General features: G+C 32.2%; 15 protein-coding genes. 4 read left to right on the top strand and 11 right to left on the bottom strand.

Annotation, left to right across the window (positions count from 1 at the left end; translation table 11 throughout):
• Nucleotides 1-62 precede the first annotated feature (62 nt).
• Entirely contained in the window at nt 63-602 is a 540-nt protein-coding gene (gene dhaS, locus AC37UB_RS05160) for a dihydroxyacetone kinase transcriptional activator DhaS (RefSeq protein ID WP_490685412.1), read from the top strand.
• A 39-nt stretch (nt 603-641) separates the two neighbouring features.
• Here the strand turns inward: dhaS and trmB are convergent, their stop codons facing one another.
• The 4 genes from trmB to AC37UB_RS05140 all read right to left on the bottom strand — a co-directional run bounded on the left by trmB (nt 642) and on the right by AC37UB_RS05140 (nt 4188).
• The gene (trmB, locus tag AC37UB_RS05155; RefSeq protein ID WP_490685411.1) at nt 642-1286 is read right to left on the bottom strand and encodes a tRNA (guanosine(46)-N7)-methyltransferase TrmB; all 645 of its coding nucleotides are present in this window, start codon (nt 1284-1286) and stop codon (nt 642-644) included.
• A gap of 54 nt (nt 1287-1340) precedes the next feature.
• On the bottom strand, nt 1341-2120 hold the full coding sequence (locus AC37UB_RS05150; RefSeq protein WP_117972513.1) for a phosphotransferase family protein: 780 nt from the start codon (nt 2118-2120) through the stop codon (nt 1341-1343).
• 104 nt (nt 2121-2224) lie between these two features.
• Nucleotides 2225-3454 carry an ABC transporter permease gene (locus tag AC37UB_RS05145; RefSeq protein WP_117972512.1) on the bottom strand — a complete coding sequence of 410 codons (1230 nt, stop codon included), beginning with the start codon at nt 3452-3454 and terminating at the stop codon, nt 2225-2227.
• Nucleotides 3454-4188 carry an ABC transporter ATP-binding protein gene (locus tag AC37UB_RS05140; RefSeq protein WP_117972511.1) on the bottom strand — a complete coding sequence of 245 codons (735 nt, stop codon included), beginning with the start codon at nt 4186-4188 and terminating at the stop codon, nt 3454-3456. Before AC37UB_RS05140 ends, AC37UB_RS05145 begins: the two co-directional genes overlap by 1 nt.
• 147 nt (nt 4189-4335) lie before the next feature.
• On the opposite strand from AC37UB_RS05140, the gene AC37UB_RS05135 reads away from it, so the two are divergent.
• The 3 genes from AC37UB_RS05135 to AC37UB_RS05125 all read left to right on the top strand — a co-directional run bounded on the left by AC37UB_RS05135 (nt 4336) and on the right by AC37UB_RS05125 (nt 6320).
• Nucleotides 4336-4764: an HIT family protein gene (locus tag AC37UB_RS05135; protein ID WP_490685410.1), complete on the top strand. Its 429-nt coding sequence runs from the start codon at nt 4336-4338 to the stop codon at nt 4762-4764.
• Nucleotides 4761-5141, top strand: a complete 381-nt coding sequence (locus AC37UB_RS05130; RefSeq protein ID WP_490685409.1) for a YtxH domain-containing protein — start codon at nt 4761-4763, stop codon at nt 5139-5141. The genes AC37UB_RS05135 and AC37UB_RS05130 overlap by 4 nt, the downstream gene beginning before the upstream one ends.
• Nucleotides 5142-5273: 132 nt before the next feature.
• Nucleotides 5274-6320 carry a peptidylprolyl isomerase gene (locus AC37UB_RS05125; protein WP_117972508.1) on the top strand — a complete coding sequence of 349 codons (1047 nt, stop codon included), beginning with the start codon at nt 5274-5276 and terminating at the stop codon, nt 6318-6320.
• A 49-nt stretch (nt 6321-6369) separates the two neighbouring features.
• Here the strand turns inward: AC37UB_RS05125 and lplA are convergent, their stop codons facing one another.
• From lplA to rny, 7 genes are all read right to left on the bottom strand, one after another.
• Entirely contained in the window at nt 6370-7377 is a 1008-nt protein-coding gene (lplA, locus tag AC37UB_RS05120) for a lipoate--protein ligase (RefSeq protein WP_117972507.1), read from the bottom strand.
• 12 nt (nt 7378-7389) lie between these two features.
• Nucleotides 7390-8124 carry an MBL fold metallo-hydrolase gene (locus AC37UB_RS05115; RefSeq protein ID WP_241699277.1) on the bottom strand — a complete coding sequence of 245 codons (735 nt, stop codon included), beginning with the start codon at nt 8122-8124 and terminating at the stop codon, nt 7390-7392.
• Between the two features lie 173 nt (nt 8125-8297).
• Nucleotides 8298-9383, bottom strand: a complete 1086-nt coding sequence (locus AC37UB_RS05110) for a M42 family metallopeptidase (RefSeq protein WP_117972505.1) — start codon at nt 9381-9383, stop codon at nt 8298-8300.
• A 309-nt stretch (nt 9384-9692) separates the two neighbouring features.
• Complete coding sequence (locus AC37UB_RS05105) at nt 9693-10469, bottom strand: hypothetical protein (protein ID WP_241699276.1); 777 nt, start codon at nt 10467-10469, stop codon at nt 9693-9695.
• Between the two features lie 104 nt (nt 10470-10573).
• Nucleotides 10574-11152 carry an anaerobic ribonucleoside-triphosphate reductase activating protein gene (gene nrdG, locus AC37UB_RS05100; RefSeq protein ID WP_117972503.1) on the bottom strand — a complete coding sequence of 193 codons (579 nt, stop codon included), beginning with the start codon at nt 11150-11152 and terminating at the stop codon, nt 10574-10576.
• 44 nt (nt 11153-11196) lie between these two features.
• Nucleotides 11197-13359 (bottom strand): anaerobic ribonucleoside-triphosphate reductase, encoded by a 2163-nt coding sequence (nrdD, locus tag AC37UB_RS05095; RefSeq protein ID WP_370448230.1) that lies wholly within the window; start codon nt 13357-13359, stop codon nt 11197-11199.
• A 408-nt stretch (nt 13360-13767) separates the two neighbouring features.
• Nucleotides 13768-15324 carry a ribonuclease Y gene (rny, locus tag AC37UB_RS05090; RefSeq protein WP_117972501.1) on the bottom strand — a complete coding sequence of 519 codons (1557 nt, stop codon included), beginning with the start codon at nt 15322-15324 and terminating at the stop codon, nt 13768-13770.
• Between the last annotated feature and the right edge of the window lie 120 nt (nt 15325-15444).

Below are 15444 nucleotides of genomic sequence, written 5' to 3'. Positions count from 1 at the left end.
TATTTGTCTTTTTCGTTTTAGCTTGTTATTCTATAGACAGGGTCAACTAAAGGAGGTCTCTCATGGCGTCAACTGGTTCTTTAATCACAAAAAAAGTCATCGCCTATTCGTTAAAAGATTTATTAAAGACAACTCCCTATCAAAAAATATCCATCAAAGATATTATGTCTCATGCTGAATATCGTAGACAAACCTTTTATGATCATTTTACAGACAAAGAAGATCTGATTATTTGGATTTATCAACAAGAACTCACTGAAATTGTGGAGCATTTTATCAACTATGATCACTGGACAGTGATTATTAAACGATTGGTTGATTATTTCGAAAAAAATAAATTATTTTACCAAAAGACGCTACTAGAATCCTATGTTTTTGATGCTCAGTTATCGACTCAACTACAACAATTTATTTTATACCTAATCACCCATCAAAAAAAAGAAACGATAAAACAAATCAAACTTGAAGAAACGGCTGATTTTTATGCATTTGCTGTGACAGGCGTCATTAAAAATTGGTTGTTTCATGATTGCCAAACACCAAAAGAACAACTTACCTCATCTATTATTACTCAACTATCTTTTCTCATCAGAGAAAAATAAAAACATCTTTGCGTTTTTTTATCCGCAAAGATGTTTTTACTATTTCTCTTTAAAAGTTGCTTCTAATCGATAAATTGGTTGTCCCTTCGAAGAAAATTTTTCTTCATACTCTGTCATAATATTGCCTTCATAATCGCTACCATGCAAGTCAAGCCACACTTGATTTAAAACCATACCATATTGAGACAAACTAGCTAATGAATATTCAAATAAACCTTGATTATCCGTTTTAAAGTGAAGTTGTGCACCTGACTTTGAGATAGTTTCATAGGTTTTTAAAAATGTTTTATACGTTAGCCGTCTTTTAGCATGCTTCTTCTTTGGCCATGGATCAGAGAAATTCAAATAAATTTGAGACACTTCATCTTCTTCAAAAAAATCAGTTAAATCTGCTCCATTGACTAATAATAATTGCAAATTAGGTAACTGCTCAACTAATTGTTTTTCTAATACTGAAATCATAGCATTTGTTTGCAGTTCAATACTAACATAGTTAATATCAGGATGAGCTTTTGCCATTTCGACAATAAATTGCCCTTTTCCACTCCCCACTTCTATGTGGATGGGTTGTTCTTTTGCAAAACGTTCTTGCCATTTACCTTTCCACAAGCTACCATCAGTTAAAATATATTGTGGATTGTCTTTAATTGTCTCCATTGCACCTGGTTTGTTTCTTAATCGCATAACGTATTCCTTTCTCTATAAAATAGCCCCTTGACTTTTAAGTCAAAGAGCTACTCATACCTCATATAATTTTTTTAATAATGAAACATAGTTTGACATTTGTTTGTATTCTTCTCGATAATAACTTCTTTTAATTTGCTGCAACAAGTTCATGCCTGCGTACCAATTAATACGCTCCAACACTTCATCATCAACTTGTATACCATACATTTCTAACCAATTAGGCCAATCCTCTCTAGAAACATATTGCCCTAATATAGTCCCCAAATCATAAGCTGGATCAGCTAAAACAGAATAATCCCAATCAACCAAATATAATTCTCCATTTGATGCTAACATCCAATTATTATGAATAGCATCTCCATGACACGCAACAAATTCAACTGATGCATAAGATGGTAAGTGATTTTCTAAATAACGAAAAATACGCATTAAATAATCGTCGTTTTTCAATTCCTTAGGTAAATCAGTTATATAATCTTTCAAAAAATCAAAGACTGATTTTTCTGCACCATCCATTCTTTTAAGCATTGATTTTAATGACTCTGATTGATGAAGATAACGCAACATATGTGCAACATCTTCACTCTCAGGGAGTTCATCTACCTCTAATTGTCGTCCTTCTAACCATTCTTGTGCAGTTAATATGTCCCCATTACTTGTTCTTTTTGTCCAAAGTAATTTCGGCGTCAAACCTTCACGAGATAATGCGGCTAAAAAAGGAGTAGAATTACGCTTAATAAAGACCCTCTCATTTTCTTTCATACCTTTATAAGCTTTCCCGGTATCTCCTTTTATTGGTTGGAGATTCCAGTTTTTATCAAAATTAAACATGTCTATTACTCTCCATAACTGTCCTTTACTCACTTTTACCATCATTCCACTGTTCCACTACGGGATTACGAAAATTTAGTATAACACATTTCTATTAAAGTTTTTCATCTATTTGCATTTTTTTCAATTTTTTTTAGTCTCAAAGGAAGATACCCCCACGAGAATACTAAGCATACCACCACAAATATCCCAAATAATTGCATTGCCTCTACTTTATTAGGTAATACAATCAACACAATTATGCCATAAATAATTGTCATGATAATTAATACACTTCTTATTATAGATAAAACTGCACCAGATTTTTTCTTAGGAGAAACAGGATACAGCTTAATCATCAACATATAGTCGAATGCATGATACATTGGAATTAATTGAAATCCCAACAAATAGATAAACAAACTACCTAGTATAGCCATTAACCAAAATGACTGAGTAAAAAATAAAAGAATCGCGCCTACAGCAACCAATCGTAATGTTAAGCTACTATACTCAGAACTTCTTGCAGCAACTCTTGCATACAGATAAAGATAAGTATTCTCTGAGGTTTTCTTAACTTTATTCAGTAAGCCATCTAAATATTTCCGTCTTCTAACATCTGATGACAAGCCCGGAACATCCGTAAATAAATTAAAGAATGAATAAATTCGTTTCATTCTTTTTCTCTCCATGTTAATACTCTTTTCCCAATTCAATTGACTTATTTCTAACGTTTGTTTTGCTAATACCACTAGCAAGGTACTCACAATAATTGAAATGACTGTTCCAATATAAAATGATAAAAATAAACTTGAAGAAAGACCAATTAAAGCTCCAATACACCATACAAATCGATGCGTTATCACCTTTTTCTCTGTATTAAGATAAAGTGACTCTAACTGTATCCATAAATCTGCATATTTTAATGAAATCAAGCTTGCAATTATGAATAATGCCATAGAAAGAGTCACCGATGTTGTTGCCGCTACTAAAGGAAACGTCACTCCGACAATTAGAGATAAGCTAATCATTGGTAAAATAGTCGAATATCTTAAACTTTGTTTCAAATAAGTCATCATCGCTCTTTCCTTTGGCAGTAAAAATACCATATCTGCTTCTTGCATCAAGGTACTCAATCGTCCAATAAATAGACTGATAATCCAAAGCAGCAGCACCATAAAAGGTACCCACGTAACCAATGGAGTCAATGTTTTTAAATATTCGGAATAGTAATAACCAAAACCTCCTAGTCCAACCATACAAATTAAAATAAAATGATCATTCATCACATATTTTAAATAGCGAAGCATTTTTTTTCGATGTTTAGTAAGACGTAATTTATAAAATTCTGCCATTATTTCCCCTCCTCTTTAGTAAGAGATAAATAAATATCATCTAAAGAAGAATCTGGTAAATTAAACTCCTCACGTAATTCCTCCATTGTCCCATTCGCCCTAACTTCACCATTATGCAAGACCACAAAACGATCGCAATATATTTCAGCTGTAGCTAAAATATGAGTGGACATCAAAATAGCAGCACCTTGTTGTTTCATTTCATTCATCAATTCAAGAAGAGCATTGATAGCCAATGGATCTAAGCCTAAGAATGGCTCATCTATGATATATAAACTTGGCTCTGTTAAAAAAGCACACAATACCATAACTTTTTGTTTCATTCCTTTTGAAAAGTGAGTGGGAAACCAATCTAATTTATTTTCTAAACGAAATAATTTTAATAAATACTCCGCACGTTTTAAAGCTTCTTCTTTAGGAATATCATACGCCATCGCCGTCACTTCAATATGTTCCCTTAATGTCAATTCATCATACAATATTGGACTTTCTGGTATAAAGCCTATTTTTTTTCGATAAAATTCAGGGGCATTAAAAATGGTCTCATCATCAATGGTAATTTTTCCTTTTTGTGCATTAAGTAACCCAATAATATGTTTTATGGTTGTACTTTTACCTGCGCCATTAAGACCGATTAACCCAACCATCTCACCAGATTTCACTTCAAAATTAACTGATTTTAAAACAGGGACATGACCATAGCCTCCTGTTAGATTTTCTATTTTTAAACTCATTATTTTTCCTCCAATATATACTAGACTGATTATATCATATATCGTTCGTTTACTTACTTATTTTAATATTCATTGTCCTAGCTTTTCATTCAATTGTGATAATGTTACACTAAAACAGAAAGCTAATAAACATAGGAGGAACAAAGCATGACTGATTGTATTTTTTGCAAAATAATAGAAAAAGAAATACCTAGTTACCCTGTATATGAAGATGATATGGTATATGCCTTTTTAGACATTACTCAGACCACTAAAGGACATACTTTGGTGATTCCAAAAAAACATGTTACTGACATTTTTGAGTATGATGAGAAGTTAGCATCAGATGTTTTTACTAGAATCCCTAAAATTGCACGTGCTATTGAACAAGCCTTCCCCGATATGGTTGGATTAAATATGGTTAATAATAATAAAGAAGCGGCTTATCAAAGTGTCTTTCATTCACATGTCCATCTTATTCCAAGATATGGGAAAGAGGACGATTTTTCAATGACCTTTGCAGATAATGGTTCAAAATACTCAAAAGAAGATATGCTATCCATTGCTCAGTCCATTAACAAGGAGATTCAAAAATGAAAAAAAAAGAGAAAAATAACTCTTTTTCAGGAAAAAAATTTATTAAAGGCTTTTTAATCGGAGGAGCTATTTGTGGGGGGGCTACTCTCTTACTAGCTCCACGATCTGGAAAAGAAACCAAACAATCAATCACTAATAAAATAGAAACAGATATCAATTTTCTTCTATCACTAAGTAATCAAATTGATACTACCAAAATACAAGCTAATCAATTAGTAACCTTATCACAAGAATTATTACCTGTCTTTGAACAAGAAACATTAAAAAGTCTTAAAAAATTTAAATTTAAAGCCAAACCAAGGATCGAACAAATCAAAGAACAATTAGCAAAAATTGAACAAGATATCACTGAATTTAAAGACACTCTTGAACAATAAAGTCTTAAATTATTTATAAATTATTATTAACTTTTTAGATAACTATTTAGTTTCATTCTTTTTATGGTATAATAATAAACATGCTTATGAATCATCCATAATATTTATTGAAAACTAGATTGGAGAATTAACATGAAAAACAAAAAATTAAAATTAGCCGCTGTCGCGCTATTAAGTATGATTACTTTAGCAGGTTGTTCTGGCGGTAAAGATATCGTTACAATGAAAGGTGGAAAAATTACTGATACTCAATTTTTCGATGAATTGAAGAAAAGCCCTACTTCATCTGAAACATTGGTTAACATGATTATTCAAAAAATCACTTTAGACGATTACGGTAGTAAAGTTGACCAAAAAGAAATTGATAAACAATACTCTACTTATGAAAAACAAAATGGTGGTAAAAAATCTTTTGAAGCCCTACTGAAACAAAACAACATGACAGCTAAACAATTTAAAGATAATATTAAACAAAGTTTGGCCTTCAAAGAAATGTTGAAATCTCACATCAAAGTAACAGATGCTGATCTTAAAGAAACTTGGAAAACATATCACCCACAAGTAGAAACTCAAATTATGTCATTTGACTCTAAAGAAAACGCTGAAAAAGCATTGAAAAAAGTCAATGATGGTGATGATTTTGCTAAAGTAGCGAAAAGTGACTCTCAAGATACTGTCACTAAAGAAGATGGTGGTAAAGTGAAGTTTGACTCAACTGCTACAACTGATCCTGCTGGTGTAACAGTTCCTACTGAAGTAAAAGAAGCTGCATACAAATTAGAAGACGGTAAGGTATCTGATTTAATCACTGTTCAAAACCAACAAACTGGTACAGATGTTTATTACATTGTAAAAATGGTTAAAAATAAACAAAAAGGTAATGATTACAAACCTTATGAAAAAGAATTAAAAGACATTTTTGAACAAACTAAAATATCTGATCCTACTTTCCAACAAGAAGTTATTGGAAAAGAATTAGAAAAAGCAAATGTAAATATTAAAGATAATCAGTATAAAAATATATTAACACCATACTTACCACAAAAAGAAACAAAAACAAGTGATAGCAAAACATCAGAGTCTAAAACAAGTAAATCTTCAGATTCTAAAACAAGTAAATCCTCAGAATCTAAATCAACTGAATCTAGTAAAGAAGAAACCACTGAATCAACTAAATAATGCTAATAATAAAAAACGTGCATCTCCTAATGAGATGCACGTCTTTTATTTAATACAATAATTCAATTAAATCACTTACTTCAATATTTCCAAAGTATTTTTTAACATCAATTTTTTCAACAGCTTTTGATATTGATTCTTTGTCATATTTGATTCCAGTAAGAATATCTTCCACATCAGCAATTTGACCTAATCCAAAGAAATCACCAAAAATACGAATCTCTTTAATTTCACCATCGGATACATTCATTTTTGCTTCAATTGAACCAATTGGGTATCTTTTACGTCGTACAATATCAAATTCAGGCGAACGACCGTAGTTCCAATCCCAATTACGATATAATTTATCAGAAATAGCATTGATTTTTTTCCAGTCTTCTTCTGTTAATTTATATTCATTTACATCATTAATATCTGTTGTTTCAAAGATTTTTAATAAAATTTCTTTTCTAAAATCTTTTGTTGACATATATTGGTAATCATCAGATAAAAAAGGTTTGATGTTAGTGACACGAGAACGAATTGATTTAATTCCTTTTGACTCAATCTTATCTTTTCTCACCTTTAATGCATTTACAACTTCATTCACATCGCTATCAAACATCAATGTTCCATGAGCAAACATACGACCATTTGTTGCATACATCGCATTTCCTGAGAATTTTTTATCGTCAATGACTAGATCATTTCTTCCTTTTAATTCTGCTCCTTCAACTCCTAGCTCATGAAGGGCATCAATAATCGGTTGAGTCACCTTCGCAAAATTTCTAAAGGATTCTCCATCATCTGGCATAATAAAACTAAAGTTTAAATTTCCTTCATCGTGATAAACTGCTCCCCCACCACTTAATCGACGAACCACATGAATACCATTATCTTCAACATAATCCATATTAATTTCTTCAATCGTATTTTGGTTACGTCCAATGATAATTGATGGCTCATTAATATAAAATAATAAAATTGGCTCATCTACTGGCATTTCCTGTAATAAAAATGTCTCAATAGCTAAGTTAATACGTGGGTCTGTTATTTCTTCATTTGATACATAAATCATCGATACATCTCCTTATAATGTCTTATTTAAATTAATTTTTGCAAGTTGAATTGGAATATCTCCAGCATAATATTGAGTCTGTTTTAAAACTTCATCTAAATCAAGGGATTGATTTAAATGACTAATGATTACTTGTTTAACATTAGCTTGTTTAGCTAATTCACCAGTTTCTTTGGTTGTTAGATGAGCTTTATGATGCTCATTACCTTCTAAAAAATAAGTATCAGTAATTAACAAATCAGCCTCTTGACAAAAATCAGATAGCCCTTCCAAATAGCCTGTATCTGCCGTAAACACAAACACTTTGCCTGTACTTTTTTCGACAATTCTTGTTGCAAAACAAGGAACAGGATGAACCGTACGTTTAAACGTTATTAGAAATGGACCCAGTTCAAGCTCTTGTGTTTCATGATAGGCAATACCTTTTGAAATACCTGTCATGGTTAGCTCATTAAATTTTTCCATATTTTCAGTATGACCATATATCAGCAATTCTTCCACAGGTTTTGTTGGTTTTAATTGGCGTAAATATTGTAAAACGCCTAAATCTGCCATGTGGTCATGATGATAATGAGTCAAAAGAACAGCATCTAACGTCAAAGGATCTAACTTTTCCTCTAACCTAACAAGTGTTGTACTTCCAGCATCTAATAACAATGAAAAATCATTTGATTGAACAAGGTATGATGTTGTACCTTCCCCTTGATAAGGGTAACCTCCCCAATAGCCTAATACAGTGATATCCATAATACGACTTCCTTTCCATACAATATTATCCTACGACTAGTCAATAAAAGATACAAATACTTTGGTAATATTATCAACTAATTCCTAAAATCATTCAATAAAAATCATTTTTTAAAACAATTTTGTTCTTTATAAAAAATAAACAGATACTTTTACGTACCTGTTCATTTCATTTAGTAAGATGTTAATTCTTTTACTTTATCAGCATCTAATCGTTTCACTACTTCTGTCACTAATTTAACAGTGTTTAAATAATCATCTTCATGAATAATAGATGTGTGCGAATGTAAGTAACGAGTTGCCACTGTAATCGCAAGTGATGGCACGCCATTACGTGTTAAATGTTGCATTCCAGCATCTGTTCCTCCACCTGTGATAACAGTATATTGGAATGGAATATCCAGTTCTTCTGCCACATCAATGACAAAATCACGCAATTTTCTGTGTGGAATCATTGACGCATCAAAAATTAAAATTTGTGGTCCTTCACCTAACACAGAATCCGCTTCTTTTGGTGTCATACCTGGTGTGTCTCCTGCAGTCCCTGTATCAAGAGCAAATGCAATATCAGGATTAACTAAATGAGTACTTGTTCTGGCACCACGTAATCCAACTTCTTCTTGTACATTACTTCCTGCAAATAAAATATTTGGATGACCTTCTTTAGCTAAATTTTCTAGTACTTTTAATGACACGGCCGTTCCAATACGATTATCCCATGCTTTTGCTAATAAATATTTTGAATCATTTAATCGTTTGTACTCAATGTAAGGCGTCACCATATCTCCTGGTTTGATGCCCCACTCATTTGCTTCTTCTTTACTTGTTGCGCCAATATCTATAAACATATCTGCAATATCATATGGTTGTTTTCTTGCTTCAGCAGACAAAACATGTGGTGGTTTTGAACCAATTACACCATGAATTTCTTTTCCATTAGATGTTGTGATAGTCACTTGTTGAGCCAGCATGACTTGTCCCCACCAACCACCTAATGTTTGGAATTCAATAAAGCCTTTATCAGTGACTTTAGTCACCATAAATCCAACTTCATCCATATGACCAGAAATTAAGACACGTGGGCCTTCCTTTTCACCAATGTGACGTGCATTAATCCCACCTAACCCATCAAACAATAATTTATCAGCATATGGCTCAGCATATTTTTTAAATAGTTCTGTCACCTGTGTTTCATTACCAGGTACGCCTTTTGCATCTGTTAATTCTTTTAAAAATAATTCTTCTTGTTTATCTAACAAACTAGTCACCTCTTTTTAATTTCATTAACTTTAGTATAACATTTTTAACCGAAATATAAAAAGATGAGAATTAATTCATTGAAAAAGTCTGACATTTTTTTAATTTTAAGATATATGCTCATTTTTTTCAATAAACCTATCAAGTAAACAAAAGAAATCGTCAACGTTTATTAAACCAAACGAAGCAAAAATGATTCCATCTGATTAAGTAAAAATGAAAAATTGGGGTGTTAATTATGTTATTAAAACAAAGATTAAACAAGAGTATTATATTCCTTAACACAAAAAAAAGAGGCTAGTAAGCCCCTTTCATGCTAGTTTAATCACATTTATTTTATCTTTATAAAAATGTTTGTCAAATACAACATCCTGATTTTCTATAGCAGAAATCGCACAAACAATCCCGTCTGTTACAATTTCTTCTGTCGATTTTTCCTCATCACTCAATCCTTTAGCCAATCCTAATAACATACCAGTATGATTTAATTTGCTAACGTCCAAGTGTTCAATAGAGACATCATACAATTCGTCAGTATGATTGAGATAACCAATACCTGCTTCATTATAAATAAAAACAAACGGAACATCCTCAAATAATGGATCTGTCATAATTTCTGAGGGCAACATCGTTGAAATAGTCTCTTTTGATAACGAAAGAAGATTTGACAATCTATTTTCTTGTACACAAATGGCATAAGGCTTACTATCCCCACTCAGCACTAATTTAAGTATATCGTCACAACCATCAAATACAACACGTTGATTATCAGTTACTTTTGTTAATAAGGATTGACACATCATTTGTGTATTATCCACTTTATCTGCAGTTAATACAATTGCTCCTATTCCTTCAATTAATGTTTGATAATCTTGTTCATCATGGCTATATAAAATACTTGGTTGGTCATTCAGCTGGATAAACTGTTGCTCAAATAAAGAATCCACTTGACTATCATCAGTAAAAAATACTAACGTTGGCACATCATTTAATATTGGATATAAATGTTCCATTACTTTTTGTTGTTCCGCTATTTTTTGCTGTACTTCTGGTGTTTGTTGTTGAAATAAATTAACTGAGACTATCATATGACCCACCCCTAATGTTTGATACGTTAATTATCACAAATACTTTTAACTTTTTAAGGATAAAATCATAAAAAAAAGATGAATACTATACGCATTCATCCATTTCAACGGAAATAGGCTTCTTTATCTAAACATTTTTCCCAAATCACCACATTAGATTCAACCAGGGATTGTGGGACATCGATAATTCGTTGATTACTACTTCCTCGAAATTGCAAACTTAAATCTCTCTTTTCCAACTCAAATCGACCATCAACTAACACATCCACATAGCTCAGTAATTCTAATTTATCATCTGTTTCTTCCAAGAGTTCTTCAAATGTATAGCCTGTCCACGACCAAATATCTTTTGTGTGACCAAATTCTTTTCTAACACGTTTAACTAATGACAAGCATACTTCTGTATTTAAGAAAGGTTCTCCCCCAAGTAATGTTAATCCTTGTACATAATCATGTGATAAATCCTCTATTATTCTATCTTCTAGTTCGTTAGTATAAGGTGTTCCATATCTAAAATTTTGGATGGCTCGATTAAAACATCCCTTACAAGCAAATAAACAACCACTAACATAAATACTGCAACGAACACCTTCTCCATCTACAAACATAAAGGGTTTATAGTCAGCAATGTATCCTTTACTATATTTAGCAGAGTCCCACTCTTTTGGTTTTGGATTTCTCATTTCTATACTCCTTTAAAAAATAAAAAAGAGTGTGATACTCTTTTTTATTTCATATGTTTTACTCGTGATGAAATTTCTTTATGACGACCATGAACCATTGGTCTTGCTTGTGGGTTACCTAAGTAGCCACATGTTCGTTTTACTACATCACATGTTTTTGGGTCATTATTGTGACATTGTGGACATTCAAAACCACGTTCAGTTGGGTTAAAATCCCCCTCAAAACCACATTCATAACAATGATCAATTGGGGTATTAGTACCTAAATACCCAACTTTATCATAAGCATAATCCCACACCGCTTCTAATGCTTTTCTATTTTGTTGCAAGACTGGATATTCACAGTAATGAATGAACCCTCCTGAACAATATTTAGGGTAATCTTTTTCAAAATCTAATTTTTCAAATGGCGTAGGATTTTTTCTCACATCATAGTGAAAACTATTTGTGTAGTATTCTTTATCTGTAATATGTTCAATCTCCCCAAATTTTTCTTTATCTAAACGACAGAAACGATCCGTTAAACTTTCACTAGGTGTTGAATATACGCTAAAGTGATAACCATACTCATCGCCCCATGCATCAGTATGTTGTTTTAGATATTTCAATATTTCTAAAGTAAATTCTTTTGCTTCAGGATTATCTTCCCATTCTCCACCAAAAAATGATGAAGCCACTTCATACAACCCGATATAACCAAGTGATACAGTTGCTCGTTTATTTTTAAATAATTCATCAACTGACTCATTTTTGTTCAATCTATTGCCAAATGCACCGTACATATATAAAATAGGCGCATTAGCTGGTCCTGCTTCTTTACATCTTTTCACACGAAAAATCAGAGCATCTTTAGCAATAGATAAACGCTCATCTAACATTGACCAAAATGTTTCTATGTGACCCTTAGCTTCCAACGCGATGCGTGGCAAATTCAATGTCACTACGCCTAAATTCATACGTCCAGCATTAACTTCTTTGCCTGTCTCGTCTTTCCAACCTTGTAAAAATGATCGACATCCCATTGGTACTTTAAAACTACCAGTTAACTCAACAATTTTATCGTAATTCAATATGTCAGGATACATTCTTTTAGTCGCACATTCTAACGCTAACTCTTTGATATCGTAATTTGGATCACTTGGTTTCAAGTTAACACCATCTTTAATCGTAAAAATTAATTTTGGGAAAATCGCTGTACGATGTTCTCCTCCAAGCCCCTTAATACGATTTAAAAAAATTGCTCGTTGAATTTCTCGCTCAAACCAATCCGTTCCAAGACCAAATCCTAATGAAGTGAATGGCGTTTGGCCGTTAGAAGTAAATAATGTATTAATTTCATACTCTAAACTTTGCATAGAATCATAAATATCTTTACTTGTTTTTTGTTTTGCATATTCATCGTGTTTAGACTCATCATCTATCCATTGCTTAGCATCTTCTAAATGTTTTTCATAATTTTTTTTCGCAAATGGTGCTAAAAACTCATCGATTCGATTAGCTGAACAGCCACCATACTGGCTAGATGCTACGTTAGCAATAATTTGTGAAATTTGTGCTGTTGCCGTTTGAATTGACTTAGGAGGCTCAACTTCAGCATTTCCAATTTTAAATCCATTATTCAACATACTCTCAAAATCAATTAAACAACAATTTGTCATAGGTGAATAGGGATGATAGTCTAAATCATGATAATGAATTTCACCTTTCTGATGAGCATTTGCCACATGGGGAGGCAACATTCTCAAACCGATTGATTTTCCAACAATTCCTGCAGTCAAATCTCTTTGGGTATTAAATACATCACTATCTTTATTCGCATTTTCATTTACTAAACGTTGATCCTTATTTAGTAATTTCTCAATTGTCACATTAATATCTGTTGATTCTGCTCGTTCAAAATCCCGCTTAGTTCGATAATTTATATATTCTTGAGCTAAAGAATATTCACGATTTTCAAGAAGTATATGTTCGACGATATTTTGAATCTCATAAATTTTCACATCTTTAGAAAAACGAGATGTAATCTCAGAAACAATTTTAAATACTAATTCATCAATTTTTCTAATAGATAAATCATCAATTGGACCATTTATTTTATTTTCTGCTTTCAGTAGTGCCGCTGTTATTTTTGCAATGTCAAAATCAACCGTACGTCCATCTCTTTTAATGACATTAATCGTATCAATTTCTTCTGATATTTTGCTCATTTTTTCGCTTGGTTCTGCTGTTTCTATCATTATCATCTAACTCCCTTAATATATTCAATTAATATCTTATCCCAACGAGAGTCTTTTTTCAACTATATATAGTATATATTTTTGTTACAAAAGATTTAAAAACACTATATATAGTATAAATATTGGTTTGATAATATCTTTTATTTGTCAATAGTTGTTTTGTTTTTTTATTCACTTAATCATAAAAAAATGAACTATTCTGTATTAAAAGAATATTCCATTTTTTTATCTATCATTTCTTACTTTTCATTTTTTATAAAAAATCTAATCGTCATTAAAAATGCTGCAATAACAAATAGTCGTTTACCTTTATTAAATTTTGTAAATAAAAAAACAGATGAATTTCTCCATCTGTTTTTTGTTTCTTATTGGTAAACGTTATTTAGCATAATCAACTGCTCTAACTTCACGAACAACCGTTACTTTAATGTGTCCAGGATATTCAAGCTCGTCTTCTATTCTCTTACGAATGTCATGAACCAATATAACGGCTTCGTCATCTGTCACTTCACTTGGTTTCACTACAACTCTAATTTCTCTACCAGCCTGTATTGCGAAACTTGTTTCAACACCAGGGAAATCATTAGCAATTCCTTCTAAACGTTCTAAACGTTTAATATAGTTTTCCAATGACTCACTTCTTGCTCCTGGTCGAGCAGCTGATAAAGCGTCTGCTGCTGCAACTAAGACAGAGATTACAGAAGTTGCTTCTACATCACCATGATGAGAGGCAACAGCATTTATTACTACTGGATTTTCTTTATATTTACTTACTAACTCTGTTCCTATTTCAACATGAGAGCCATCTACTTCATGATCTAAAGCCTTACCAATATCATGTAGTAATCCAGCTCTACGTGCTAACGTTGCATCTTCTCCTAATTCCTCAGCTAAGACACCAGCTAGTTTTGCTACTTCGATTGAGTGATTTAAAACATTTTGACCATAACTTGTTCTAAATCTTAAACGACCAAGTATTTTAATTAAATCAGGGTGTAATGAATGAACTCCCACTTCAAATGCTGCGTTCTCACCGTACTCGCGAATCCGTTCATCCATTTCCTTACGAGATTTTTCCACCATCTCTTCAATTCTAGCTGGATGAATACGACCATCTTGAATTAATTTTTCCAATGTCATTCGAGCAATTTCTCGTCTAATTGGATCAAATCCAGATAAGACGACTGCTTCTGGTGTATCATCAATAATCAAATCAATACCTGTTAATGTTTCAAGTGTTCGTATATTTCGGCCTTCTCGTCCGATAATTCGACCTTTCATATCATCGTTTGGTAATGTAACAACTGTCACTGTCAATTCAGAGATCTGGTCAGCAGCACTTCGCTGAATCGCTAAAGCTAACATATTACGTGCTTTACGATCTACTTCATCTTTTACACGTTGTTCACTTTCTTTAATCAACATTGCCCGATCATGTGACAATTCTGCTTTCATGTCGTTCATGATAATGTTTTGTGCTTCATCTTTAGATAGACTGGCAATACGCTCTAATTCTATCTCTTGTTTTTCAATTAAGGTCGATACCTCTTTTTCCCGCTCATCAATCAATTGTTTCCTTGAATCAAGTTTTTCCTCTTTTTCTTCAAGTGAACGTTCGCGTTTTTCTAAAGAGTCATCTTTTCGATCAAGATTGTTTTCCCTTTGTAACAGTCTATTTTCTTGATTTTTTAATTCAGCTCTTTCTTCCTTCAGCTCACTTTCGATTTCGAATCGGTATTGTTGATTCAGTTCTTTTGCTTCCAACAAATGCTCTTTTTTTAGAGTCTCAGCCTCTTTCTTGGCTTGTCGAATAATTCCGGTGGCAGTATTATTCGCACCCTCTATAGACCTCTTATGTCGAGTCATGGCAATAAAATAGCCAATTGCTAGACCTACAATTAAACCGATGATAGCAAGGAGTATTGTAGCAGCCATAAAAACACCTCCATACTATCTTTATTATTGTGTTATTCGTAGATGTAAAACATATTACTATGACTTAAATCATATATAAAATATGAGTGTATATATTTAACTATACATTATATATTCTAA

The organism is Vagococcus changpingensis (genome assembly GCF_058211775.1).
Note: the sequence above shows the minus strand (reverse complement) of the source record. Positions and strands in the feature narration are given on the sequence as shown.

Coding starts and splice junctions, on each gene's coding strand:
- dhaS (WP_490685412.1), top strand. CDS start 63: ATGGCGTCAACTGGTTCTTTAATCACAAAAAAAGTCATCGCCTATTCG.
- trmB (WP_490685411.1), bottom strand. CDS start 1,286: ATGCGATTAAGAAACAAACCAGGTGCAATGGAGACAATTAAAGACAAT.
- AC37UB_RS05150 (WP_117972513.1), bottom strand. CDS start 2,120: ATGTTTAATTTTGATAAAAACTGGAATCTCCAACCAATAAAAGGAGAT.
- AC37UB_RS05145 (WP_117972512.1), bottom strand. CDS start 3,454: ATGGCAGAATTTTATAAATTACGTCTTACTAAACATCGAAAAAAAATG.
- AC37UB_RS05140 (WP_117972511.1), bottom strand. CDS start 4,188: ATGAGTTTAAAAATAGAAAATCTAACAGGAGGCTATGGTCATGTCCCT.
- AC37UB_RS05135 (WP_490685410.1), top strand. CDS start 4,336: ATGACTGATTGTATTTTTTGCAAAATAATAGAAAAAGAAATACCTAGT.
- AC37UB_RS05130 (WP_490685409.1), top strand. CDS start 4,761: ATGAAAAAAAAAGAGAAAAATAACTCTTTTTCAGGAAAAAAATTTATT.
- AC37UB_RS05125 (WP_117972508.1), top strand. CDS start 5,274: ATGAAAAACAAAAAATTAAAATTAGCCGCTGTCGCGCTATTAAGTATG.
- lplA (WP_117972507.1), bottom strand. CDS start 7,377: ATGATTTATGTATCAAATGAAGAAATAACAGACCCACGTATTAACTTA.
- AC37UB_RS05115 (WP_241699277.1), bottom strand. CDS start 8,124: ATGGATATCACTGTATTAGGCTATTGGGGAGGTTACCCTTATCAAGGG.
- AC37UB_RS05105 (WP_241699276.1), bottom strand. CDS start 10,469: ATGATAGTCTCAGTTAATTTATTTCAACAACAAACACCAGAAGTACAG.
- nrdG (WP_117972503.1), bottom strand. CDS start 11,152: ATGAGAAATCCAAAACCAAAAGAGTGGGACTCTGCTAAATATAGTAAA.
- nrdD (WP_370448230.1), bottom strand. CDS start 13,359: ATGAGCAAAATATCAGAAGAAATTGATACGATTAATGTCATTAAAAGA.
- rny (WP_117972501.1), bottom strand. CDS start 15,324: ATGGCTGCTACAATACTCCTTGCTATCATCGGTTTAATTGTAGGTCTA.